Origin of the sequence: Kineosporia corallincola, from assembly GCF_018499875.1 — a bacterium.
Lineage (GTDB): Bacteria > Actinomycetota > Actinomycetes > Actinomycetales > Kineosporiaceae > Kineosporia > Kineosporia corallincola.
Map to the genome: position 1 here is coordinate 298,237 of NZ_JAHBAY010000002.1, position 22,728 is coordinate 320,964.

26 protein-coding genes are annotated in these 22,728 nt (G+C 71.5%); 9 read left to right on the plus strand and 17 right to left on the minus strand.

All coding sequences use genetic code 11. The annotated features are described in order from the left end of the window. The first annotated feature begins 55 nt into the window (after positions 1-55). Complete coding sequence (locus KIH74_RS38390) at positions 56-1,282, plus strand: DUF1996 domain-containing protein (RefSeq protein WP_214154678.1); 1,227 nt, start codon at positions 56-58, stop codon at positions 1,280-1,282. 78 nt (positions 1,283-1,360) lie between these two features. Here KIH74_RS38390 and KIH74_RS05560 read toward each other — a convergent pair whose 3' ends face one another. The 4 genes from KIH74_RS05560 to KIH74_RS05575 form a co-directional block, all read right to left on the minus strand. Next, positions 1,361-1,816, minus strand: a complete 456-nt coding sequence (locus tag KIH74_RS05560; RefSeq protein WP_246571749.1) for a GNAT family N-acetyltransferase — start codon at positions 1,814-1,816, stop codon at positions 1,361-1,363. 90 nt (positions 1,817-1,906) lie between these two features. Further along, on the minus strand, positions 1,907-2,695 hold the full coding sequence (locus tag KIH74_RS05565) for a TNT domain-containing protein (protein WP_214154680.1): 789 nt from the start codon (positions 2,693-2,695) through the stop codon (positions 1,907-1,909). A 288-nt stretch (positions 2,696-2,983) separates the two neighbouring features. Then, entirely contained in the window at positions 2,984-3,601 is a 618-nt protein-coding gene (locus tag KIH74_RS05570) for a hypothetical protein (protein WP_214154681.1), read from the minus strand. Positions 3,602-3,749: 148 nt separating this feature from the next. Then, a complete protein-coding gene (locus KIH74_RS05575) occupies positions 3,750-4,382 on the minus strand; it encodes a hypothetical protein (protein WP_214154682.1) in 633 nt (210 codons plus the stop codon). A 383-nt stretch (positions 4,383-4,765) separates the two neighbouring features. Between KIH74_RS05575 and KIH74_RS37495 the strand changes: the two genes are divergently transcribed. Next, positions 4,766-6,295 (plus strand): serine/threonine-protein kinase, encoded by a 1,530-nt coding sequence (locus tag KIH74_RS37495; protein WP_214154683.1) that lies wholly within the window; start codon positions 4,766-4,768, stop codon positions 6,293-6,295. Between the two features lie 67 nt (positions 6,296-6,362). On the opposite strand, the gene trmB is transcribed toward KIH74_RS37495, so the two are convergent. Then, entirely contained in the window at positions 6,363-7,106 is a 744-nt protein-coding gene (trmB, locus tag KIH74_RS05585; protein WP_308113608.1) for a tRNA (guanosine(46)-N7)-methyltransferase TrmB, read from the minus strand. Positions 7,107-7,176: 70 nt separating this feature from the next. After that, positions 7,177-7,734: a MerR family transcriptional regulator gene (locus KIH74_RS05590; RefSeq protein ID WP_214154684.1), complete on the minus strand. Its 558-nt coding sequence runs from the start codon at positions 7,732-7,734 to the stop codon at positions 7,177-7,179. A gap of 118 nt (positions 7,735-7,852) precedes the next feature. Between KIH74_RS05590 and KIH74_RS05595 the strand changes: the two genes are divergently transcribed. Beyond that, entirely contained in the window at positions 7,853-8,677 is an 825-nt protein-coding gene (locus tag KIH74_RS05595; RefSeq protein ID WP_214154685.1) for an SDR family oxidoreductase, read from the plus strand. Positions 8,678-8,716: 39 nt separating this feature from the next. Here the strand turns inward: KIH74_RS05595 and KIH74_RS05600 are convergent, their stop codons facing one another. Beyond that, on the minus strand, positions 8,717-9,127 hold the full coding sequence (locus KIH74_RS05600; RefSeq protein WP_214154686.1) for a VOC family protein: 411 nt from the start codon (positions 9,125-9,127) through the stop codon (positions 8,717-8,719). 76 nt (positions 9,128-9,203) lie between these two features. On the opposite strand from KIH74_RS05600, the gene KIH74_RS05605 reads away from it, so the two are divergent. Continuing rightward, a complete protein-coding gene (locus KIH74_RS05605) occupies positions 9,204-9,659 on the plus strand; it encodes a helix-turn-helix domain-containing protein (RefSeq protein WP_308113609.1) in 456 nt (151 codons plus the stop codon). A gap of 10 nt (positions 9,660-9,669) precedes the next feature. Then, positions 9,670-10,056 (plus strand): MmcQ/YjbR family DNA-binding protein, encoded by a 387-nt coding sequence (locus KIH74_RS05610; protein ID WP_214154687.1) that lies wholly within the window; start codon positions 9,670-9,672, stop codon positions 10,054-10,056. 6 nt (positions 10,057-10,062) lie between these two features. Here KIH74_RS05610 and KIH74_RS05615 read toward each other — a convergent pair whose 3' ends face one another. Then, entirely contained in the window at positions 10,063-10,419 is a 357-nt protein-coding gene (locus KIH74_RS05615) for a hypothetical protein (protein ID WP_214154688.1), read from the minus strand. Positions 10,420-10,628: 209 nt separating this feature from the next. Between KIH74_RS05615 and KIH74_RS05620 the strand changes: the two genes are divergently transcribed. Further along, positions 10,629-12,872, plus strand: coding sequence for a putative bifunctional diguanylate cyclase/phosphodiesterase (locus KIH74_RS05620; RefSeq protein WP_214154689.1), 2,244 nt, complete (start codon positions 10,629-10,631; stop codon positions 12,870-12,872). Between the two features lie 22 nt (positions 12,873-12,894). On the opposite strand, the gene KIH74_RS05625 is transcribed toward KIH74_RS05620, so the two are convergent. Both KIH74_RS05625 and KIH74_RS05630 read right to left on the minus strand, forming a co-directional pair. Next, positions 12,895-13,821, minus strand: coding sequence for a DUF3500 domain-containing protein (locus tag KIH74_RS05625; RefSeq protein ID WP_214154690.1), 927 nt, complete (start codon positions 13,819-13,821; stop codon positions 12,895-12,897). 3 nt (positions 13,822-13,824) lie between these two features. Next, positions 13,825-14,295: an SRPBCC family protein gene (locus KIH74_RS05630; protein WP_214154691.1), complete on the minus strand. Its 471-nt coding sequence runs from the start codon at positions 14,293-14,295 to the stop codon at positions 13,825-13,827. Positions 14,296-14,433: 138 nt separating this feature from the next. On the opposite strand from KIH74_RS05630, the gene KIH74_RS05635 reads away from it, so the two are divergent. The 3 genes from KIH74_RS05635 to KIH74_RS05645 all read left to right on the plus strand — a co-directional run bounded on the left by KIH74_RS05635 (position 14,434) and on the right by KIH74_RS05645 (position 16,559). Next, on the plus strand, positions 14,434-14,904 hold the full coding sequence (locus tag KIH74_RS05635; RefSeq protein WP_214154692.1) for a GNAT family N-acetyltransferase: 471 nt from the start codon (positions 14,434-14,436) through the stop codon (positions 14,902-14,904). Between the two features lie 82 nt (positions 14,905-14,986). Next, the gene (locus tag KIH74_RS05640; RefSeq protein WP_214154693.1) at positions 14,987-15,553 is read left to right on the plus strand and encodes a hypothetical protein; all 567 of its coding nucleotides are present in this window, start codon (positions 14,987-14,989) and stop codon (positions 15,551-15,553) included. Between the two features lie 157 nt (positions 15,554-15,710). Next, entirely contained in the window at positions 15,711-16,559 is an 849-nt protein-coding gene (locus KIH74_RS05645; RefSeq protein WP_214154694.1) for an ATP-grasp domain-containing protein, read from the plus strand. Here KIH74_RS05645 and KIH74_RS05650 read toward each other — a convergent pair. The 7 genes from KIH74_RS05650 to KIH74_RS05680 all read right to left on the minus strand — a co-directional run bounded on the left by KIH74_RS05650 (position 16,501) and on the right by KIH74_RS05680 (position 22,706). Further along, the gene (locus KIH74_RS05650; RefSeq protein ID WP_214154695.1) at positions 16,501-17,175 is read right to left on the minus strand and encodes a TOPRIM nucleotidyl transferase/hydrolase domain-containing protein; all 675 of its coding nucleotides are present in this window, start codon (positions 17,173-17,175) and stop codon (positions 16,501-16,503) included. The genes KIH74_RS05645 and KIH74_RS05650 overlap by 59 nt on opposite strands. 113 nt (positions 17,176-17,288) lie before the next feature. Next, positions 17,289-17,858, minus strand: a complete 570-nt coding sequence (locus tag KIH74_RS05655; protein WP_214154696.1) for a pyridoxamine 5'-phosphate oxidase family protein — start codon at positions 17,856-17,858, stop codon at positions 17,289-17,291. Further along, on the minus strand, positions 17,855-18,631 hold the full coding sequence (locus tag KIH74_RS05660) for a creatininase family protein (protein WP_214154697.1): 777 nt from the start codon (positions 18,629-18,631) through the stop codon (positions 17,855-17,857). Before KIH74_RS05660 ends, KIH74_RS05655 begins: the two co-directional genes overlap by 4 nt. After that, complete coding sequence (locus KIH74_RS05665; protein WP_214154698.1) at positions 18,628-19,983, minus strand: FAD-binding oxidoreductase; 1,356 nt, start codon at positions 19,981-19,983, stop codon at positions 18,628-18,630. Before KIH74_RS05665 ends, KIH74_RS05660 begins: the two co-directional genes overlap by 4 nt. Then, positions 19,980-21,161, minus strand: coding sequence for a substrate-binding domain-containing protein (locus KIH74_RS05670; protein WP_214154699.1), 1,182 nt, complete (start codon positions 21,159-21,161; stop codon positions 19,980-19,982). Before KIH74_RS05670 ends, KIH74_RS05665 begins: the two co-directional genes overlap by 4 nt. Before the next feature lie 22 nt (positions 21,162-21,183). Next, on the minus strand, positions 21,184-21,960 hold the full coding sequence (locus KIH74_RS05675) for an ABC transporter permease (protein ID WP_214154700.1): 777 nt from the start codon (positions 21,958-21,960) through the stop codon (positions 21,184-21,186). Further along, the gene (locus KIH74_RS05680) at positions 21,957-22,706 is read right to left on the minus strand and encodes an ABC transporter ATP-binding protein (protein WP_214154701.1); all 750 of its coding nucleotides are present in this window, start codon (positions 22,704-22,706) and stop codon (positions 21,957-21,959) included. Before KIH74_RS05680 ends, KIH74_RS05675 begins: the two co-directional genes overlap by 4 nt. Between the last annotated feature and the right edge of the window lie 22 nt (positions 22,707-22,728).

Here is a 22,728-nt window from a genome sequence, read left to right on the forward strand (position 1 = left end):
GCACAGCAGGATCGGGACGCCAGAACGCACTGCGCCCCGAAGGGAACCCTGACCAGTGAGACGACGCTTCACCGTGACCGGCGGCGTGATCGGCGTGGCCCTGACGGCGGTACTGATCGCCACCGCCGGTGGGGTGCCCGCCTTCAGCGCCGAGAAGGCCGCCGCGACCCACCACGGCCACACCGCCGGGCCCACCGGCACCCACACCACCACGAGCACGAGTACGGGCACGAGTACGGGCACTGGCACGGCTGATTCGACGGATGGTTCAACGGATGGTTCGGCTGGTTCGACGGCCACGGCGACCGTGTCCACCGGCGACGCGAGCGACCACGACATGCCCGGGATGAGCGCCGCCCCGGACTACGGACCGAACCTCGACCCCGGCGAGTCCGACACCGTCTCCCCACCCGTGCAGGGCATCGCACCCGACCCGGACTTCGCGCCCGGCCCGGACGTCTCCACGCACCACGAGTTCCAGGCCAACTGCTACATGAGCCATCACGCCGCCGACGACCCGATCGTCTACCCCGGCATGGCCGGCAAGTCGCACATGCACACGTTCATGGGCTCCGACACCACCGACGCCGACACCACCACCGGCTCGCTGCGCTCGGGCGGCACCAGCTGCATCACCCCCGGCGACAAGTCCGGGTACTGGCACCCCTCGGTCTACGACGGCGACCGGCTCGTCACCACCGAGTACAAGCAGACGATCTACTACAAGTCCGGGGTTTCCGACTACCGCACGGTGCGGGCGTTCCCGCAGGGCCTGCGGTTCGTCGTCGGCAGCCCCACACAGACCCAGGAGGAGTTCCGCAACCACCCCGGCACCGTGGAGGGCTGGGAGTGCGGCGACAGCGCCAACAACTTCGAGATCCCCGCCCACTGCGCCGAGGGCAGCTACCTGAACATCCGCATGCAGGCCCCCAGCTGCTGGGACGGCGTGCACCTGGACTCCGCCGACCACAAGAGCCACATGGCCTACCCGGTGACCGAGGGATACCGCAAGGTCTGCCCCGCCGACCATCCCGTCGCCGTGCCGATGATCGAGTTCAAGATGGCGTTCGACGTCTCCGGCGACATGAGTGACGTGCACCTGTCCAGCGGCACCGACTGGAGCTGGCACTACGACTTCTTCAACGGCTGGGACGCCCCCACCCTGGCCGCCCTGGTCGAGCACTGCATCGACGGCGGGCTCCAGTGCGACCCGCGCGGTTTCGACCTGTACAAGCCCGAGCGCGGCGCGGCGCTGGACGAGAACTACGAACTCGCCGGCTGAACCACGGTGAGCCGATCGCGCGGCCCTCGTCGTCCCCCGTTCTCGATGCTCGATCAGGGACGACGAGGGCCGCGCAGGTCACAGCCTGAGCGTGAAGTACGCGCTGTTCGGGTCGTGGGTGTAGTCGGCGAACGGCTCCGCCGGCGCGAACCCGTAGCGCGCGTACAGGGTGCGGGCCGGCTCGAAGAAGTCCTCGTTGCCGGTCTCCAGGCTCAGCCGCCCGTACCCGGCCGCGCGAGCCTGGCGCACCGCGTGCCGCAGCAACTGCCCGGCGATGCCCTGCCGCAGCCGGGACGGCAGCGTGCGCATCGACTTCAGCTCGGCGTGCTCATCGTCCAGCCGCTTCAGGGCCACGCAGCCGACCACCTCGTCGCCGTCCCGCGCGGCCCAGAACGTGATCTCCGGGCCTTTCAGCGCCTGCACGTCGAGCGCGTGCACGCTCTCCGGCGGGGACACCTCCCGCATCTGCGCCACGTGCCCCTCCAGCAGGGCCACCACCTGCGGGTCGGACAGATCGTCCACCGAAATCACCAGCTCGTTCACGGCGTCATGGTGGCAGATGTGTGTGGCGCTCCTTGTTCCACGCCTCATCACCCCTTCGGCGATAGCCTGTTATCGGGAGTTTCAGGTGGTGGAGACCCGTTCCAGATAGCCGTTGTCCACCAGCCACAGCACGTTCGGCTGCGCCGGGGCCCCCGGCAGGTAGGCACCCGCCAGCTGGTACTGCCAGCCGTCCCCCCGCTGCGCGAACCAGGCCGCGATCGGGCCCGCCGCCACGTCGAACTCCTTCGCCACCCGGTAGCGGCGGTAGTTGCAGCCCTCCGCCGGGGTGCCCGCCAGGTTCGAGGGCGGGATCGCCCGCTCCGCGTACGGCGTGCCGGCCGGGCTCAGGAATCCCCCGTACTCGCTGCCGAACCGGTCCAGTTCGCGCCCCACCTCCAGGCTCTTGCGCCAGACCTCGGGCGTGCCGTCCGGGCGCAGCCGGTAGCCGTTCTGCGGCGGGTAGATCCAGCTGCCCGTACCACTGTCGTAGTACGTCGCCAGGAACACCGACGCCGTCAGCTCCCCCGTGCGCTCGTACCCCTTCAGCTCGTACCCGACCGTGCCGGAGTTCGGCAGCTGCGCCGGGCCCAGACGCCGGTCCCCGTCCTGGTAGTCCACCGAGCAGACCGTCGAGCGCGGCTTACCCGCCAGAAGCACGGTGGCCGCCCGGGCCGCGGCCGGCTGCGCCACGGCGACCGACAGCACCCCGACGACTGGCTGCGCCCCGGCAGCCGGCTGCGGCCGGGCGGCTGCCTGCGCCGGGACGGCCGGGCCCAGCGCCGTCCCCCCTGCCACCACGGCGGCACCGGCCAGCGCGGCACCGAGCCACACACCCCGAAGACGCGCGAAAACCCTTGATGTGACCTGCATGCGGCATTCCCCCATGACCGGGCCGGAACCCTTCCCGGCCGTCCCCCGATGACTGCCGGCGACCCTAGCCACCCGACCCGCGGGTACCCCGCAACCACCCCGCGACGCGATCACACCCGGGACTGACGTGCCGCACGAGACCAGCAGGGATCGGTGGGGACCGGCGGACGGAGGTTCGGCGGGCCGAAACTCCGGTGGGGCGGGACTCCGGTGGGGCGGGACTCCGGTGGGGCGGGACTCCGGTGGGGCGGGACTCCGGCAGAGCCGAAGCTCAGGAGGCGCCGAGGATCAGGCCGGGCTGATGCTCTCCGGATGCCTGATCCCGGGGACGGGCAGCTCGATCCCCGCCGGGCCGTCCCCGGGCCGCGAGCGGCGCAGCACCGGCCCGGTCAGCGCCAGCACAGCCAGCTCGGGCACCAGCGGCAGCAGCATCCCGGCGGAGACGTGCCCCTCCCCCGTGGTCGTCGCCCCCGAACCGGCCTGGGCGTGGACGTTGGCTTGAACCTGCGCGCTCACCGGCGATGTCGTCCCGTGATGCTTGGTCGTGGTGGCGGCCGCACCGTCGAAGGCCGGCGCCACCGCCAGCAGGTAGCCCAGGTGCGCGACCACCATCACCGCCGCCATCCCGGAGGCCATCATCAGCGCCCGTCGCGACCCGCACCGCACCAGGTGCACCGCGCAGCCGAGACAGGCCAGCGCCATCACGGCGAACACCCAGCCGTGCAGCCCGGAAGGAAGCAGCGCCGCCAGCCGGCCGGGCAGCGTCTGCGGGACGGCCACCGACACGGAGCCCGACATCGCGCCCGGCATCGCGCCCGGCATCGCACCCGACATCGCGCCGGCCGCCACCAGGTGAGCCAGACCTCCGGCGGCAGCCAGGGCGGCGATCAGCCTCGTCGCGGGCACCCGGGGAGCGGATGTCCCGGGGCCGGACACGACAGAGGGTGGGGTCATGACCCCACCCTCCCATATTGGATCCATTTACTTCTAGAGCGGATCCATGCCCTTCGACAATGGACTCTGCCGACGGCTGTCACCGTGAGCCCGGCCGTTCTCACGACCCCAGCGTGAAGATCTCCTCCGGGCGGGTTCCGGCCAGCAGCCGTGCCCCCTGCTCACCGGTGCGCAGCACGGTGGCGTACTGGTCCTCGATACCCAGACCGAAGCGGGTGGCGGCGATCTCGCCCAGGTGACGGCGCCCGAGCATGCCGATCAGCCAGGTGACCACGCCGAGTGCGCCCAGCAGCACGGCGGTGAGCACGCCCGCGGAACCGGCGTCGACCGCGGTCAGCACCCCACCGGCCACCAGGGCGGCCCCGACGATGCCGGACAGCACCATGGACGAGTGCACCATCGCGGTGCGCACCCGCTCCCGGGCCGCGATGACGGCCAGGGCCTGGTCGCAGTCGCGCTGGAGCTCACGCATCAGCTCCGGGTTGGGATAGCCGAGCTCACGGCGGAAACGCAGGGTCACCACGGCGTGGGCGACGGCCGGGTTGCCGTCGGGGTCGAAGGCGTCGAGCACCCAGCCGAGGTGACGGTAGGCGTCGCGGTAGACCCACTCCAGACGGCGGGGCGCCCGCACGGTGGCGAACTCGTAGTCCTGCGGCCGGGCGGCGCTGATGGTGCCGACGGCGGTGCCGGTGGTGCCGGCGTCGACCGCGGTGTCGGCGATGGTCTCTGACATGAGGATGTTTCCCCCAAGGTCGGGCCCCGGACAGCCCTTCGCCGTCCGTCGGCCTTCATAAGCCTGCTAGCTGAAGATCCACAGCACATCCGCCTGGAGGAGCATTCCCGGGTACGACGGGAGTCGTACATCCGGAGCACAGGCGTACACCCATGGTTGAGGCGGCCGCGACGCGGCTGATACCTGTGGATCATGTAAGCGATTTCACCCGTTCGGGTGCCCACCGCAACCCGAAGCGGCCCCCGAACCGTCAGGCGAGTGCTAAACCAATCTCAGGCTTGTGCGTGAGGTGTGGAATAGGCCTCCGCAACCCACACCCGACCGATAGTCTGCCGCCACCATCGTTGACCCGGCATCAGCCGAACTCAGGAGAAGAACTCATCGTGTACGACCTCCGGCCCGGGGATCCGGAGCAGATCGGTGACTTCGCGATCGTCGGGCGCCTGGGCGGTGGTGGCATGGGCACCGTCTACCTCGGTGAGTCCCCCGAGGGCACCAAGGTCGCGATCAAGGTCGTGCACGAGTACCTGGCCGCCGACCCCGAGTTCCGGCGCCGGTTCGGGCACGAGGTCGAGGCGGCCGGCAAGATCTCCGGCACCTACACCGCCGAGGTCCTCACCTCCGACACCGAGGCCCGCCTGCCCTGGATGGCCACCGAGTTCGTCGAGGGGCGCAACCTGCTCCAGACGGTCGACGCCGACGGGCCGCTCACCCCGCAGGCCGTGCTCGAGCTGGCCGCCGGGGTCGCCGACGCCCTCACCGAGATCCACCGGGCCGGGGTCATCCACCGCGACCTGAAGCCGTCGAACATCCTGCTGTCCCCGCAGGGCCCCCGGGTGATCGACTTCGGCATCGCCCGCGCGGCCGAGGCCAGCACGGTCACCAGCACCGGCAAGATCACCGGCTCCGCCGCGTACATGTCGCCCGAGCAGGCCGTGGGTCAGCGGGTCGGGCCGGCCACCGACATCTTCTCCCTCGGCGCGCTGCTCTACTACGCCGCCACCGGCGAACCCGCCTTCGGCACCGGCCCGGCCACCGCCATGCTCTACCGCACCGTGCACGGCGAGGTCGACATGACCCCGATCGGCACCGCGCCGCTGCGCGACCTGATCGCCGCCTGCCTGGAGAAAGACGCCGCCGACCGGCCCAACGCCAAGCACGTCGCGATCGCCGCCCGTACCGGGCGCCCGGTCACCCGCCTGCCGCGCCCCACCCCGCCCGTGGGCATCCAGACCACCCGGCTCACCCCCGCCGCCGGGGTCAGCACCACCGTCGCCGCCGGCAGCGCCTACGACGCGCTGATGGACCAGGTCGCACTGGCCACCGCCTCCCGCGGCAACCCGGTGATCCAGCCCGGCCAGGACCCGGCCACCGACGCCGCCGGCCGCTGGCGCTCGCCGTCCGTGGTGCAGGCCGCCGCCGGGGCCGCCCTGATCATCGCCGTCGTCATCGGCGGCGTGGTGGTGTTCACCCAGGGCGACCAGACCGAGGACCCGGCCGCCAATGTCTCCGGCCCGACCGGCCAGACCACCGCCACCCCCACCGGCACCACCTCGGCCGACGACAAGAAGGCCGAGCCGGTCGGCGTCACCACCCCGGCCGCCCGCCCCACCTCCGACGCGACCACGTACTACAACAACAGCGGCGAGCCCTCTGCCTCGATCAGCGTCACGGTCAAGCCGACCAAGAGCGTCAGCCCCACCCCGAGCCGCACCAAGACCACCACCGCGACGGCCACACCGACCACCAAGCCGGCCGACGACACCGACGACCCGGACACCGACGACACCCCCACGGGCGACACCACCGACCCGGGCGACGACGACCCCGGCACCGACGCCCCCACCACCACCGCACCCACCGGCGGCAGCGACCCCGGCACCACCACCGCCGACGCCGGCACCGCCGAATAGGCACAGCCGAACAGGCACAGCCGGAAGCCAAGAGGCGCAGCCGTAACAGCCTGCGCCCTCAGAGCTTTCAGGGACGACGACGGGCCAGCAGATCCGCCACCCGGTGCCCCCGCTCCAGGCCGCGCGCCTCGAACCGGGTCACCGGCCGCCACGCCGGGCGCGGCACCGGACCGTCGTTCTCCAGCTCCAGGGCGGGCTCAGCCGCCAGCACCGCCGTCATCTGCTGCGCGTAGGGCTCCCAGTCGGTCGCGCAGTGCAGCAGCCCACCCGGCGCCAGCCGGCCGGCCACCAGCGCCGCGAACCGGGGCGTGACCAGGCGGCGCTTGTGATGACGGGCCTTCGGCCAGGGATCGGGGAAATACACCCGCACCCCCGCCAGGCTCCCCGGCGCGATACGCCGGCGCAGCAGCTCCTCGCCGTCCCCGTTCAGCACCCGCACGTTCTCCAGCCCGCTCTCCGACAGCGCCAGCACCAGATTGCCGACCCCCGGCGTGTGCACGTCCGCGGCCAGCACCCCGGTGCCCGGATCGGCCGCCGCCATCGACATCGTGCTGTCACCCGACCCGAACCCGATCTCCAGCACCACCGGCACCCCGGGCCCGAACAAAGCCGCCAGGTCCAGCGCTCCCTCCCCGGACGGCACCTCGAACCGCGACAGATGCTCCGCCAGCGCGTCCCGCCGCACCACGCCCATCCGCCCACGCCGCAACTTGTACGAGGGGACGGCGGGGGCAGGCACCGCCGAAGGCCCGTCCACCTGCTCGGCCGATCCAGCACCCGGCAGGGCCGACAGCCCTGAAGTATCACTCACCGGCCCATTATCGACGCCGCGGCAGGTGACCCGGCAGGTGACCCGGAATCCGTCCCGGCCACGGGCGTCCCTACCCGGTACGCCGGCGCGAACGGTCCGGCGGGAGCTGACGGCCCGCCCGCGCCGGGGGAGCCGGCACCAGGCACTCACCGTCCAGGCCGGTCCAGGCCCTCTCGGCGACATCCACCCCGTGATTCACCGCCCCGCCACCCGCACCCTCGACAGCATCACCAGCCGCGCCACCGGGCAGCGCCCCCTCACCCGCGAGCGCTCGCTCGTACAGGTCGATCTTGCGGGTGACGGCGGTCAGGCCGGCGGCGAGGCGGTCCATCTCGGCCTGGACGCGCTGCTGGTGCTCGCGCAGCAGGCCGAGTCGTTCCTTCTCGGTGCCCTCGCCCTCGCGCACCAGCGCGGCGTAGTGCGCGATGACGGCCAGGGCCATGCCGGAGTCCCGCAGCCGGGTGACCAGCACAAGCCACTGCGCGTCCTCGGCGCGGTACACCCGGCGGCCGGCGCCGTCCCGGGCCACCGGCCGCACGAACAGGTTCTCCTGCTCGTAGAACCGCAGGGTGTGCGCGCTCAGACCGGTCGCGGCGCTGAGGTCGCCGATGCTCAGGGCGGGGGTCATCCCGCCACTGTAAAAGACCTTGCGGGGACTTCACCGCGAGAACGGCTTGCGTTCGAGTCCACTCGAGCTCCTAGCGTCGTGGACACCAGCCCGGCCAACCCGTGGAAGGACCCACCCCATGACCCGCACCTGGATGATCACCGGCGCCACCGGCGGTTTCGGCCGCCTGATGACGCAGCAGCTGCTGGAGCGCGGTGACACCGTGATCGCCGCCGTGCGCCGGCCCGAAGCGCTCGGCGACCTGCTCGCCGAACACGGCGAACAGCGTCTTCAGGTGGTGCGCCTGGACCTGACCGACCCGGAGTCGGTGCGCGCGGCCACCGACCAGGCGTTCGCCGCCAACGACCGCGTCGACGTGGTCGTCGGCAACGCCGGGCACGGAACCTTCGGCGCTGCGGAGGAACTCACCGACGCGCAGATCGCCCGGGTGATCGGCGTGAACCTGATCGGGGCGATCGCGCTGATCCGCGCCGCGCTGCCGCACCTGCGGGCGCAGGGCGGCGGGCGGTTCCTCCAGGTCGCCTCCGAGGGCGGGCAGATCACCTACCCGAACTTCAGTGCCTACCACGCCAGCAAGTGGGGGATCGAGGGCTTCGTGGACTCGGTGGCCAAGGAGGTGGCACCGTTCGGCATCGAGTTCACCCTGCTCGAACCCGGGCCCTCACACACCGGTTTCGCCGACGCGCTGGACCTGGCACCGGCCAGCGAGGTGTATGCGCACACGCCGTCCGGCGACACCCGCCGGGCCGTCGAGAACGGCGAGCTGGCCTGGGTCGACCCCGAGCGGGTGGCGCAGGAGTTCATCGCGGTCGCCGACGTCTCCCCCGCCCCCGCCCGCCTGGCCCTGGGCAGCGGACCGTACCGGCAGATCCGCACGGCACTCACCGCCCGCCTCGCCGAACTGGAGGCCCACCGGGAGGTGACCGTCTCCGTCGACGCCTGACAGCGTCCCCCGGCGTCCCCCGGGCGGCCCGGCCCTGGATCAGGTGACCTGCTGGAGCCGCACCAGGTTGCCCGCCGGGTCGCGGAACGCGGCGTCGCGCACCCCGTAGGGCTGGTCGGTGGGTTCCTGCACGATCTCGGTGTCACCGGCCTGGATCCGCTCGAACGCCGCGTCCAGGTCCTGGGTGGCCAGGTTGATGCTGGCGAACGTGCCCTTGGCCATCATCTCGGCGATCACCTTCTGCTCCTCGCCGGTGATGCCCGGGTCGGCCGCAGGCGGGTAGAGCACGATCGAGGTACCGGGCTGGCCCGCCGGGCCGACCGTGATCCAGCGCATCCCCTCGTAGCCGACGTCGAGACGGACCTCGAAGCCCAGCACGTCACGGTAGAACGTCAGTGAGGCCTCGGCGTCGGTGTGCGGCAGGAAGCTCTGGAGAATCGTGATGTCCATGCCGTTCACGCTAGGGCCACCGGCCCGGCCGGGACTTCTCGATTCCTGACCGGCCCGCCCGTGCCATGCTGACCGGGTGACCTCGCTGGAGGACCTGGTGCGGCTGCGCCGCGCCCGTGACCTGATGGACCGCTGCCACGCCGATCCGCTCGACGTGCCCGCCCTGGCCAGGTTCGCCCTGATGTCTCCCGGCCACTTCTCCCGCAGCTTCAAGGCGGCGTTCGGCGAGTCCCCCTACAGCTACCTGATGACCCGCCGTATCGAGCGGGCCCAGGCCCTGCTGCGCCGCGGCGACCTGAGTGTCACCGAGGTCTGCTTCGCCGTCGGGTTCTCCTCGCTGGGCACCTTCAGCTCCCGCTTCAGCGAGCTGACCGGGTTCAGTCCCAGCGCCTACCGGGCCGCCCACACCGAGGACGGGCAGCCCGGCGGGCCGGGTGCTGCGGCGGGGCTGGCGCCGTGCCTGGCGAAGATCCACACCCGGCCTCTGCGCCGGCCCAGCAGTGAACCCGGCAGAGCATCCGGCCGCGCCTAGGATCACCGGCATGGACGGATCGAGCCTGTGCGCCCTGGCCCTGCGGATCGCGACCGGGCTGCCCGCCGCCACCAGCGGTTTCCCGTTCGGGCCGGAGACCGAGGTGTGCAAGGTCGCCGGCAAGGTGTTCCTGCTGACCGGCGACCTGCGCGGCGAGCCCCTGGTCACCCTGAAGTGCGAGCCGGAGTACAGCCTGGCCCTCCAGGAGGAGTTCACCTCGATCTTCCCCGGTTACCACATGAACAAGAAACACTGGATCTCGATCGAGGCCGGCGACGACATCACCGGCGACCTGCTCGACGAACTGGTGCGCACGTCGTACACCCTGGTCGTCGACACCCTGCCCCGGGCGAAACGGCCGGGACTGTCGGCCCAGGCCGTCAGGGGCATCCGGTAGGGCGGCTCACGCCAGCCGGCGGGCCTGCGCCTTGGGGTTGCGGGCCCGGGTCAGCCACCACTCCTCCAGACGTACCCGCAGGAACAGCAGGAACGGCTGGGGGGACGCCCCCGGCACCAGCGCCTGCTTGCGGACGGGGACCCGCACCGCCCAGCGTTCGGGCCCTATGTCACCCGCACCGCCGTCGGCGCCCTCGGCGGACACGTCGACCGTCAGCTCGACCAGCGGCAACCGGCCCTGCCGCGGGATCAGCTCCAGCGCACTGACCCTCAGCGACCACGGGCTGAACGGGATGCGCTGCCGGGCGTTGAGGTGCTCGACGATCTCCGCCGCGGGAAGGGGAAGTTCGTACCCGGCGTTCATGAGCACACGATAGGAGCGCCGGGCGGGCTCCTGCTCGGGTCCTTCGGCGCACCGATACCGGACCTTACGACCCGTTGCTGACACCCGGATCCGGGACCCGTCATCCACGTCGGGGCCGCCACCGGGCCGCCACCGGACATGCGCCCGGTCGCGTGACCGTCAAGATCACCCGCTTCACCCGGTGCCGTACCGCTCCGAAGTATCCCGTCATGGGGATGGGTCCGGGCCGACGGTACACGGTGGTGTTCGCCGTCCTGGCCGCCGGTTACTGGCTGGCCCCGGAGGGCCTGGCCCGCAACGTGCTCCAGCTGCTCCTGGAGGGCACGGCAATCAGCGCACTCGCCCTGGCCGCCGCCCGGGACCGGCCGCACCGGCGGGCCTGGACGGTACTGGCGGCCGGGCTGACCTGCACCCTGCTCGGCGACGTCGGGCAGGCCTGGTACCAGCTCACCGGCGACACCGTGCCCTACCCCTCGCTCGAGGACGCCGGATACCTCAGCGGCTGCGCCCTGCTGGCCGCCGGGATCGGGCTGCTCCAGCGCGGGCGCCCCCGCGACCTGGCCGGGGTGCTGGACACGGCCGTGGTCACCGTCTCGGGCGGGCTGCTGCTGTGGCTGACCCTGGGCCGCGACCTGAACACCACCTCCACCGCGGCCACCCTGACCTCGCTGGCCTACCCGGTCGTGAACATCCTGCTGCTGGCCTGCGCCGTGTGGCTGCTGACCAGCCCACCCGGCGTGATCGCCACCGTCACCGCGCAGTGGCTCGTGCTGGCCGCCGCCGGGCAGCTGGTCGGCGACACCCTCTACGGGCTCAGCGGCGGCAACCTGACCGTGCAGAACCGCGCCGGCCTGATGCCCTACCTGGTGCTGTACGTGGCCCTGACCGGCGCCGGGCTGTCCGCGGTGCGGGCCCCCCGGCCGGCCCCGGAACCGGCCACGGCGCCGGCGTTGTCACCACTGCGGCTGATGTCGATGTACGGCGCCCTGCTGAACGTCCCGATCGTGCTGTTCGCCGACGAGATGCTGGGCCTGGACCTGACCCGGATGCCGGTGGTGATCGCCTCGGCCCTGCTGTCGGTGCTCGTGCCCGCCCGGATGTGGATGTCGATGCGCCAGCTGGAGACCTCGACCCGCCAGCGCGACGCCTACCGCGACGACCTGGCCCACCAGGCCGCCCACGACTCGCTCACCGACCTGCCCAACCGCGCCTACCTGATGGAACAGCTCGCCGCCCTGATGCACCGGTCCCGGCGCAGCGGCAGCGAGGTCGCCCTGCTGTTCGTCGACCTGGACTTCTTCAAACGCGTCAACGACCAGCTCGGCCACGCCGCCGGCGACGAGGTGCTGCGGGTGACCGCCGAGCGGATGAAGAGCGTGCTGCGCGCCGGGGACGTGATCGGACGGCAGGGCGGCGACGAGTTCGTCGTCCTCATCGACCCTGTCCCCAGCCCGGCCGAACTGATGGACATCGCCGAGCGCCTGGTCACCGCCGTCAGCGTGCCGATCATGACCGGGGCCGGCAAGGCCTCCGTCGGCGCCAGCGTCGGCATCGCCCTGGCCCGCGACGGCGAGACCGACCCGGAGAAACTGCTCCAGGACGCCGACCTGGCCGCCTACCGGGCCAAGAGCAACGGCCGCGGGCGCGCCGAGATCTTCGACGCCGCGCTGCGCACCGAGCTGGAGGCCCGGGCCAAGCTGGAGGCCGACATCCGGGCCGGCCTGGCCACCGACGAGTTCGAGCTGCACTACCAGCCCGTGATGAGCGTGGCCACCGGCGAACTGCGCTCCTACGAGGCCCTGATCCGCTGGCGGCACCCCGAGCACGGGATGATCCCGCCGAACGACTTCATCCCCGCCGCCGAGGAGAGCCTGCTGATCTGCGAGATCGGCCGCTGGGTCCTCGATCACGCCACCCGGCAGCTGGCCGAGTGGACCCGCCAGGACCCGCACGGCCACGGCCACGTCACCATGGCCGTCAACATCTCCGCCCGGCACCTGGCGTCCACGTCGCTCGTCGACGAGGTGCGCCACGCCCTGGAGCACAGCGGCCTGGACGCCGCCCGCCTGGTGCTGGAGATCACCGAGACCGTGCTGCTCGACGAGCCCACCGCGGACGCGCACCTGCGCGACCTGCGCAACCTCGGCGTCACCGTCAGTCTCGACGACTTCGGCACCGGCTACACCAGCATCGGCCAGCTCCAGAAACTCCAGGTCGACACCCTGAAGATCGACCAGTCCTTCCTGCGCTCGGACGACCCCGCCACCCAGGCCCTGGTGCAGCTGATGATCACCGCGGCCCACGCCTTCAACCTCGACGTGGTCGCCGAGGGCGTGGAGACCCAGGAACAACTCGACCGGCTCGCCACCATCGGCTGTGAACTGGCCCAGGGCTACTACCTGGGACGCCCCCAACCCGCTGCCGACACCGGGGTCGTCGCCGGCACCGTCTAGTGGGACCGTCTAGTGGGACCGTCTAGTGGAACAGGGCCAGGTGACGCCCCAGCGCGTCGTCCCCGAAATCGTTCTCCGGGTCACGCCACACCGCGTGCACGTGGTTGGCCTCGCGCTGGGTCTGGTCCCACTCCGCCAGCAGCCCCGGCCCCTGGAGCCGGAAGTAGTGCGGGCGCCCCGGCGCCGTGCTGCCCGCCCAGGCGAAATGCACCGTGTCCAGCCGGTTCCCGGCGTACTTGGCGGCCTCCCGCCGGGCGACGGAGGCCGGCACCCGCTCCACGAACGTGCCCAGCAGCCGCCGCAGCACCTCCCGCTGCGCCCGCGCCAGCACGGCAAGGGCCGCCTGAGACGCGTCCGGCGAGCGCACCAGCTCCCCGGCCAGGTCCTCGCTCGCGCCCAGCGGCCGCAGCGACGGCCCGCCCAGCAACGGCGACGCCGCTGGGTCGGCGCCCAGGAAACTCGGCGTGCTCGCCGCCACCTGCCCGTCCAGCACCAGGTGCTGCACCGACACGTGGTGCCCGCCGAACCGCCACGACCACGGCCCGTCCGGGCCCGGTTCGCCGAACACCCGCAGCCAGTACAGCTGCGGGTCACGGCCGCGCTCGCGGCCCCAGTCGACCTCCCAGCCGTCGGCGCGGTCGAGCACGTTCTCCAGGCCGATGATCGTGCAGGCGGTGACGTAGCCGGCCTCGGACAGCCCGGCCGACAGCAGCCGCATCGCCAGGCCCTGCTGCCCGGGCCGCATCGCGGACAGCGGCAGGCCGCCGTGGTCGGTGGGCGTGTCGTACCAGCGGTGACGTTCTTCCTGCATCCGCTGCTGGGCCTGCCCGTCCGAGGGCCACGGGGTCAGCGCCCGCGCGCGCTGGGCGGGGTTCAGGCTGTCCAGCCAGTCGCGGGCGGCGGCGGTCATCCGCTCGGCGGTGTCTGCCGTGCCTCGGGTGTTCGGCACGGTTCAGTGCTTCTCGACGGTGCGGGCGAGGATGCCGAGGGTCGCCCGTAACCCGGCCTCGGGGATCACCGGGAAGTTCACCACCTCGCGGTACTCGGGCCGGATCCGGCTCCAGTCGTAGTAGGAGGTGACGAGCGTGCCCTCGTGGTTCGGGGTGAGTGTGTAGCCCCACAGGTGCTGGATGGGCGGCTGGACGATGCCGGAGATCATCCACTCGATGGCGGCGTCCTGCTCGAAGGCGGTGATGATCACCGTGACGTCGTACCTGCCCAGCGGCATGTCGTTGAGGGACTCGCGGTCCATGTGGACGACGAAGCGGTCGCCCACCCCGCCCACCGGCTCGCCCTCGGCCGACTGGAGCATGCCCGACGAGTCGATCCGCACGTGCCCCTGCGGGTCGGTCAGGACGGCGAACACCTCCGCCGGCGTCGCCGCGATCTGCCGGCCGACCTCGAAACGCTCCGTCGTCGTCATGTCACCAGCCTGGCACCCGGCCCGGTCACGGGCCAGAGCGCCGCTGCCGGTGATCGGCCGATGCCCCATGGTGGACGACGAAAGCCCTTTTCCCGGCCCAGGCCTCGGGCACCACACCCGGATGAGACGGTGGCCGTCATGACCGGGACCATCCTGCGCCGGGCCCGCCCCGGCGACCACGACGCCGTCATCGACCTGCACCTCACCGCGCTGCGTGCCGCCGGGGCCGACGCCGGTCCGGGCCCCTGGGACGACGACCTGCGCGACGTGCTCACCCACTACGCCGAGTTCCTCGTCCTCACCGGACTCCCGCCCGGCGAGACCCTGATCGCGATGGGCGCCCTGCGCCGCGTCGACGCGATCACCGGTGAGATCAAGCGCATGCGCACGCTTCCGTCCCACCAGGGCCGCGGGCACGGCCGCACGATCCTCACCGCCCTGGAACAGCGAGCGCGCACGCTCGGGATGCGGCGACTGATCCTGGACACCACCGCACGGCAGACGGCCGCCGTCGCCCTCTACACCGGTGCCGGATACCGCCCGTTCACGACCACTGTCGTCGCCGGGCTATCATCGGTAGTTTTCGAGAAACCCATATCCCCTCAATAACTTTCGCCGAACTGCACTCCTACTGCCCCGCCTTCCCGTACGGGGCCACGGGCCCCTCCATGATCGATCTAGGCTCACCGGCATGGCCGCAGGCATGAGCGACATGGCACGAAGAATCGGTACCCTGGAGGACACGTTGGAGATCACCAAGAGCCCCCCTCACGATCGGCTTTCCCGCATGGATCACCGCATCGACAACACGGTGAAACTCTTCGAGGCCCACCGCGACGACATGAAAGACCTTCAGCGCTCGGTCTTCACGATCGAGAAGCGCACCCTCCTGCTCGAGCGCAACGTCGACCGGATCCGGATCGACGTCGAGGGCATGCGTCGCGACAACGCCTCGATGCACGAAGACATCACCGATATCATCAAGCGCCTCGACCGTCACGACGCCAGGTTCGACCAGCAGGACAAGCGCTTTGACACCCTGGAACAGCGCTTCGACACCCTGGAACAGCGCTTCGACACCCTCGAGCAACGCTTCGACACCCTGGAACAGCGCGTTGACACGCTGTCGGCCGAGGTCACCTCGATACGCCTCACCCAGGACAAGATGCTGGCCAACCAGGAAGCCCTCGCGGTCATGGTGAGAAGCACCCAGGACAACATCAGCGCCATCATGAAACACATCATCAAGAACAACTGACGGAGCAGATGACGGGCCGCCCGAGCGCCAGGGCGGCCCCTCCGCCCGTCCGCGCCCGTCTGCCCGTCTGCCCGTCTGCCCGTCTGCCCGTCTGCCCGTCCGGTCAGCGGCACCTGCCCCAGGCCGGCACCAGATCCCGTCCGTGGAGACCCCACCCGTGCCCGACCGACCCAGCCTGCTGCTCGTCACCGACCTGACCTACCCCGCGCGCGGGCGCCGCTACGGCGACGAAGACGTCCGTCTGGCCGCACAGTTGCGCACCGACTTCGACGTGGCGCTGTGCCACCCCCTCGACGCCCGCGCTCTGATGGACGGTTTCGACCTGGTGCTCGTGCGCAACAGCGGCCCGGTCATTCACCACCAGCACGAGTTCGAGGCCTTCGCCGGCCACGCCCGCCGCACCGGCGCCCGGGTGTTCACCCAGCTCACCGGCCGCGCCGACATGGCCGGCAAGCAGTACCTCGTCGACCTCGGCCGCGCCGGGCACCCGGTGATCCCCACCGTCGACGACCCGGCCCACCTCGGCGACCTGCCGCCCGCCGAGGAGTACGTGGTCAAGCCCAAGCTCGGCGCCGACTCCATCGGGCTGCGCGTCGTGCCGCGTCACGAGCTCACCGGCACCGCGGCCCCGGACCGGAGCCTGCTGGTGCAGCCGCGCATCCGGTTCCGCTACGAGGTCTCGTTCTACTTCGTCGACCACGACTTCCAGTACGCCCTGCACGCCCCCGACCCGCACCGGCGCTGGGACCTGGAGCCCTACCCGGCCACCGCGGACGACCTGGCCTTCGCCCAGCGGTTCATCGACTGGAACACGATCGAGCACGGCATCCAGCGTGTGGACGCCTGCCGCACCCCCGAGGGCGATCTCCTGCTCGTCGAGCTGGAAGACCTCAACCCCTACCTGTCGCTCGACCGCCTCGACGAGAACACCCGCCAGGCGTTCGTCGTCAGCCTGCGCTCCGCCCTGCACCGCCTGCACGCCCGGCCGACGTCACCGCAGAACTGAGGACGGCGACCAGGCAGGCCGGCTCGTCCCCGCTCGCCAGCGCCTGCACCAGACGCGGCGGGTACTGGATCTTGCGGCCCGACCGGGTACCGAGAAACCGGTGCAGCTGCGCCTCCACCGGCTCACCCCGGTGGTCCGGCTGCTGGGCGAACGCCTCGAACCGCGCCGCCTCACCCTCCGCCGCGACCACGTCCAGCACCGCGCCGGCGCCCAGGGCCCGGATCAGCTCGTCCTCCAGATCGCTGACGCAGGCATGAAATCCGGCGGCGGCCAGGCCGGCGCGTGCCGCGTCGTCCTCCAACAGGTTCTGCCGCGACCCGAGGTACCGCGGGAACCACCCGGCCCGCTCCAGACCTCTTCGCACATAACCGATCTCGGCCTCGTCGTAGAGGCCCACCAGCGGCAGGCCCGCGCCCTGCGGCCCGAGCAGCCCGACGAACCGGGCGATCCCCGACGCCCCGCCCATCGAGATCACCACGATCCGCAGCGCCGTCAGGTCAACACCCCGCCGCCGGGCCAGGGCCTCCACCGCACCCCGGTCGCTCTCCCCCTCGACCAGCACCACCACGGCCGCGTCGCACGCCTGGGCGTGGGCCAGAGCCGCCTCGGGAGTCACCGCCGCACGGTACCAAGCAGCGCGAGCGGGCCGGGACCGCCCGTCACGTCATTGAACGAGCATTGAACGAACTCAGGCCGAGCTCAGAACGAGCTCGGCCGGCCGGAACGGGCTCAGCCCGGCAGGTACGACCTGCGCCAGCCGCCCGGGGTGGCGGTGAACTCGGTGCGGCGGCTGGCGGTGGCCGGATGGCTCTGCCAGAAGGTGAGGCGCCGGGGACGCACCAGGTACCCGGTCCAGCCGGGAGGCGCGGTGGACGGCACCGGGTTCTGCGACCAGGCCGACCAGGCCGCGACCCGTCCCGGCTCGTCCAGCTGCGCCAGCTCGTGGGTGTTGTGCCAGGCCAGCTGCCGCAGATAGGGCGAGCGGGCGCGGTAGGCGGCCTCGATCTCCTCGGCCGCCGACACCTCCGCCACCCCCTGCACGCTCAGCTGCCGGGTGAAACCCGGCCACAGCAGCAGCAGGGCGACCGGCGGGTGGGCCGACAGGTGCCCGGCCTTGCGGGAGCCGGCGTCGGTGTGGAACCGCAGCCCTTCCGGCGAGAACCCGCTCAGCAGAACCGTCCGGACGTCGGGCAGCCCGCCGGCGTCCACCGTGGCCAGCTGCATCTGCGGGCGTTCCGGGTCGTCGTCGCGTGGGAGCCACCCGGACAGCAGCTCCCACGCCTCACCCTCGACGATCACGGGTGGAACGCCGCGATCTCGGTGAACGCCCCCACCGCCCGCTGCACGGACTCGGTGAACAGGGCCGCGCCGGCCTCGGCCGTGGCACCGGTCGGGTCACCGATCACACCCGAGCCGAAGTCGTCGCTGGTCCACCCGAAACTCACCGGGTAGCCGTTGAAACCGATGTACTCCAGCCCGGCGATGTGCTCGGGCACGTTGCGCTCGCCCAGGCTCAGGTCGACCAGGTCCGGGCGCAGGTGCAGCACCAGGGACGTCTCCCCGAACCCCGCGTGGATGCCCAGGCCGAGCTCGTCCGGCTCGCCGTCCACGCCCCGGCCCGCCCGCTGCACCCCGGCCGGCATGCTGAACGTGGCCAGGCCGAACCGGCGCCGCAGCTCCCGCAGCGCCACGCCGAGCAGGGCGGTGTTGCCGCCGTGCCCGTTCACGAACACCACCGTGCGCGCGGGCGTGGTGGCGATCGAGCGGCCCAGGTCGATCAGTGTCGCCCACAGCGTCTCGGCCGACAGCCACATCGTGCCGGGCGCCCAGGCGTGCTCGTCCGACTTCGTGTAGGTCAGCGTGGGCAGCAGCCACAGGTCCAGGCCCCGTGAACGTCCCTCCAGCACCGCCGCCTCCGCCACCTTCCCGGCGATCAGCGCGTCCGTGGCCAGGGGCAGGTGCGCACCGTGGTGCTCGATCGCCCCGGTCGGCAGAACCATGATGGACGACGAGGTCAGCGTGCTCGCCACCGCCGGACCGGACAGCTCCTCCAGCCGGTGGATGCCGCTCACGCCTGCCTCCCCGTGCGCACCGTCAGCTCCTGCTGGAGCTTGCCCGGGTTCAGCAACCCCAGTGGGTCGGTGGTGCGGGCCAGCTCCGCCGTGCGCTCGGGCTGGTAGTCCACGTACCACTGGTGGCAGTTGTGGAACCCGACGCCGAGCTCGGTGAGCTTGTCGAATCCGTCGTACACCTCCTGCGCGCTGGAGTAGATCCCGGCCAGCATGCCGATCGGGCGGCCCTTCTGCGCCTCGATGTGCAGCATCCCGCCGACGTACACCCGCTCCACCTCGGCGATCCGGTCGACCAGCGCGTCACCGGCCACCTCGACGTGGAAATACCGGCCCGGGTGCGACTTCTGGAGCCACTCGATCGGGTGGTTGTACGAGATCCGGCTGATCTTCAGCATCGCCTGGGTGCCCTCCCGGACCAGCTCGACCCGGCCGCCGGCCTGCTCGACCAGGGCGGTCGCGGCCGGCAGCGAGGCCTCGTCGAGGATCGCCCGCAGGCTCGCCCGGCCGGCCGGGATGCCCTCGTCGGCCGGCAGCGCCGCCGCCAGCACCGGCGGGTCGGCCGACACCAGCCGCGGTGTGGGCTCCAGCTCGGCGAACGGCCGGATCACGCTCAGTGCCTGCTCGAACGTGTCGAAGCTGGCGAAGAACCCGCGCCACGGCTGCAACGGCTCCAGCGCGATCTTCGCCCGGGCGATGATCCCGGCCGTGCCGTAGTTGTGGATGTACGGCTCGGCGTCCGCGCCCTCCACGTGCACCAGGGTGCCCTCACCGTCGGCGTGCACCACGTCCAGGGCCAGCGCGAAGTCCTGGTGCAGCATGCCGTGCCGGATCGAGCCGGTGCCCCCGGAACCGCCCGAGAGGAAGCCCCCGATGCTGGAGTTCGCGGTCGAGGGGTACATCAGCACCTGCTGGCCGCGGGCGTTGGCCTCGTGCTCGATCTTGGCCATCGGCACCCCGGCCTCGACCACCACGTAGCCCTCGCCGAACTCCACGATCGCCCGGGCCCGCGTGGTGTCCAGCACCAGCCCGCCGCTCATCGGGATCGCCTGGCCGTAGTTGCCGGTGCCCTTGCCGCGCGGCGTCACCGGCACCCGGTGACGCACCGCCGCGGCCACGGTCGCGGCGATCAGCTCCGCGCTGGTCGGCCATGCCACCAGCTCGGCCCGGCCCAGCGGCAGCTGCTCCACGATGATCGGCGACAACCTGGCGCCGTCCACCGACGCCCGCTCCAGGGCGGCGGCGTCGGCACTGACGTTCTCCGCGCCGAGCAGGTCCCGCAGTTCGGCCGCGAGCGCCCGCACGTTCTCGTTCGTCACCGCCGCTGTCACCGCCGCCGTCACCTCGCCCGTCACTTCAGGCCGATCGTCTGGTCGAGGAACTCGTTGGTGAACAGGTCCTCGGCCTTCAGGCCGTCCTTGGGCGCGGTGTTGCTCGCGGTGAAGATCGGGGTGTCGATGTCGATGATCTTCTGGATGCGCTCGGCGTCGAAGTCACCGATGTAGTCGTTGTCGCCGTTGCTCACGACGCCGTCGGAGATCAGCGTCTTGACCGAGTAGTCGGCCACGCCCTGGCTGTACACCCAGCCGTTGTTGAACTCGGTGACCAGCTCCAGCACCAGCTTGTTCGTGGCGGCCGGGTCGGCGAAGTAGTCCACCTCGGCCTGCTGGAGCACCGGCACCAGCTTCTTCAGGCAGGCGCTGTCCTGGTCCAGGTCGGCGGTGCGCACCGTCATCGCGGAGGAGTAGAACGGGTAGCCGGCGTCGTGCACCAGCTGGTACTTGACCGCCTTGCCCCAGGCCGGCACCTCGTTCTGGTAGATGTACGGCTCGGCGCTGGCGAAGCCCTGCTGCGCGTCCTTGCCCTGCGCGGCGGCGAACTTGGCCGGGGTGCCGTCGTAGGTGCCGTCGGTGACGCTCTTGTCGAGGATGCCGGAGCTGATCAGGTACTCCATGTACGCGGCGCCGCCGAAGTAGCGGGTCACCCCGCCGCTGGCCTTGAGTGCCTTGCCGAGCGAGGCGATGTCGGTGACGTCCGGGTAGGTCTGCGGGTCCCACATGATCATCTGCGGGCTCTTCTCCAGCGGGGCGAACACCGCGGTGATCGGGTTGTCCTTCGACATCCGCACCGCCTCGTCGGTATTCACGTAGCCCAGCATGATGTCCTTGTCCTGGTACATCTGGCTGGTCACCGTGGAGTAGCCGATCGCCGGCCCGCCGGAGCGGATCTCGACGTTCACGCCGGTGGACTTGCCCTCGTACATCAGCGGGCCGGACACCGACTTCTGGTCGGCGTCCACCGTGTAGTCGGCGCCGAGCAGCTGGTACAGGTGGCCGTGCTCGGCCTCCGGGTTCCAGTCGGTCTGGATGACGACGGTGGCCGGGCAGTCGGCGGACAGGTCCACCGACCCGGCAGCGGCCGGGGCGGCCGTCGCGGTGCCGGAGGACGAGCCGCCACCGCAGGCGGCCAGGGCGAGCACGGCGGCGGCGGACAGGCCGGCCGCCAGGCTCGTGGACAGGGAGCGACGCATCATTTCGGTTTCCTTCCGGGAAGTTTCAGCTCTGGTCGGCCCACTTGCCGGTGACCAGCCGGCCCAGCAGCCCGAACAGCAGGAACACGAAGACCCCGAGCAGCGACGCGGTGATGATGGCCGCGAACGTGCCGGCGCCGTTGAGGCGGGAGTTGGACACCTGGATCAGCACGCCCAGGCCCGGGGTGCCGCGCTGGAAGAACTGGTCACCGACGATGGCGCCGATCACCGCCAGCCCGGCCGCGGTGCGCAGCCCCACGAAGATCGCCGGCAGCGCCGCCGGCAGCTGGAGCTTGACCAGGGTGGTCAGGCGCCCGGCCCCGTTGAGCCGGAACAGCTCACGCTGCGCCTTGTCGACCGAGGCCAGGCCGAAGAGCGTGTTGGACACCAGGGGGAACAGCGCGATCATCACCGTCACGATCACCCGTGAGGTGAACTCGTAGCCGAAGATGGTGCCGATCAGCGGCACGATCGCCAGGATCGGGATGGTCTGGAGGATCACCGCGTACGGGTACAGCGAGCGCTCGATCCAGCGGGCCTGCGACATCAGCACCGCCCACGACATCCCGATCAGCACGGCGATCAGCAGGCCGGTGGCGGTCACCACGACGGTCTGGAACAGGTTCTCCAGCAACGACTGCCGGAACTGCGCGTCGGTGAACGCGGTCTGTGCCACCAGGTGCGGGTAGGGCACCACGAACGCCAGCTGCTTGCCGGCGTCGTACCACCAGGCCACCAGGTACCAGGCCCCGATCACCAGGGCCAGCACGATGGTCGGCTGCCACCACGGGATGCGTTTCATCGGTGACCCTCCCTCAGGGCGTGCGAGATTTTGCCGACCAGCGTGGCGAATTCGGCGGTGAAGCGGATGTCCGGGTCGCGGGGCATCGCGAACGGCACCTCGAAGGTGTCGACGATCGTGCCCGGGCGCCCGGACATCACCAGCACCTTGGTGGACAGGTACACGGCCTCGGCGACCGAGTGGGTGATGAACAGGCCGGCGAAGTTCTGCCGGACGAACAGCCGCAGCAGCTCGTCGTTGAGGCGCTCGCGGGTGATCTCGTCCAGCGCGCCGAACGGCTCGTCGAACAGGAACAGTTCCGGGTCGAGGGTCAGCGAGCGGGCCAGGGAGGTGCGCATCCGCATGCCGCCGGACAGCTGCCGGGGCAGGTGCTTCTCGAAGCCGGTGAGCCCGACCAGCTCGATCGCCTCGGCGGCCCGCGCGGCGCGCTCGGTCTTGGGCACGTGGTGCAGCTCGGCGAGCAGTTCGACGTTGCGGCGCACCGAGCGCCAGGCCAGCAGGGTGGCGTCCTGGAACACGTAGCCGATGCGCTGTGAGGAGACGGTGGCGGTGCCGGCGGAGACCTGCTCCAGGCCGGAGGCGATGCGCAGCAGGGTGGACTTGCCGCAGCCGGAGGGGCCGACCACGGAGACGAACTCGCCGCGCGAGACGGTCAGGTCGACGCCGGTGAGGGCCTGGGTCGGGCCGAAACTCATGGCCACGTCGCGGAAGTCGAGCAGGACATCGGGTGGGGTGGGGTCGGGCATGCTCTCTTCCGCTCTCGCCGGG

Bases quoted from the DNA above. Each gene is read 5' to 3' on its own strand.
- KIH74_RS05595 (WP_214154685.1), top strand. From the start codon at position 7,853: ATGACCCGCACCTGGATGATCACCGGCGCCACCGGCGGTTTCGGCCGC.
- KIH74_RS05635 (WP_214154692.1), top strand. From the start codon at position 14,434: ATGACCGGGACCATCCTGCGCCGGGCCCGCCCCGGCGACCACGACGCC.
- KIH74_RS05590 (WP_214154684.1), bottom strand. From the start codon at position 7,734: ATGACCCCCGCCCTGAGCATCGGCGACCTCAGCGCCGCGACCGGTCTG.
- KIH74_RS05680 (WP_214154701.1), bottom strand. From the start codon at position 22,706: ATGCCCGACCCCACCCCACCCGATGTCCTGCTCGACTTCCGCGACGTG.
- KIH74_RS05610 (WP_214154687.1), top strand. From the start codon at position 9,670: ATGGACGGATCGAGCCTGTGCGCCCTGGCCCTGCGGATCGCGACCGGG.
- KIH74_RS05600 (WP_214154686.1), bottom strand. From the start codon at position 9,127: ATGGACATCACGATTCTCCAGAGCTTCCTGCCGCACACCGACGCCGAG.
- KIH74_RS05565 (WP_214154680.1), bottom strand. From the start codon at position 2,695: ATGCAGGTCACATCAAGGGTTTTCGCGCGTCTTCGGGGTGTGTGGCTC.
- KIH74_RS05630 (WP_214154691.1), bottom strand. From the start codon at position 14,295: ATGACGACGACGGAGCGTTTCGAGGTCGGCCGGCAGATCGCGGCGACG.
- KIH74_RS05670 (WP_214154699.1), bottom strand. From the start codon at position 21,161: ATGATGCGTCGCTCCCTGTCCACGAGCCTGGCGGCCGGCCTGTCCGCC.
- KIH74_RS05575 (WP_214154682.1), bottom strand. From the start codon at position 4,382: ATGTCAGAGACCATCGCCGACACCGCGGTCGACGCCGGCACCACCGGC.
- KIH74_RS05675 (WP_214154700.1), bottom strand. From the start codon at position 21,960: ATGAAACGCATCCCGTGGTGGCAGCCGACCATCGTGCTGGCCCTGGTG.
- KIH74_RS05640 (WP_214154693.1), top strand. From the start codon at position 14,987: ATGGCCGCAGGCATGAGCGACATGGCACGAAGAATCGGTACCCTGGAG.
- KIH74_RS05615 (WP_214154688.1), bottom strand. From the start codon at position 10,419: ATGAACGCCGGGTACGAACTTCCCCTTCCCGCGGCGGAGATCGTCGAG.
- KIH74_RS05620 (WP_214154689.1), top strand. From the start codon at position 10,629: ATGGGGATGGGTCCGGGCCGACGGTACACGGTGGTGTTCGCCGTCCTG.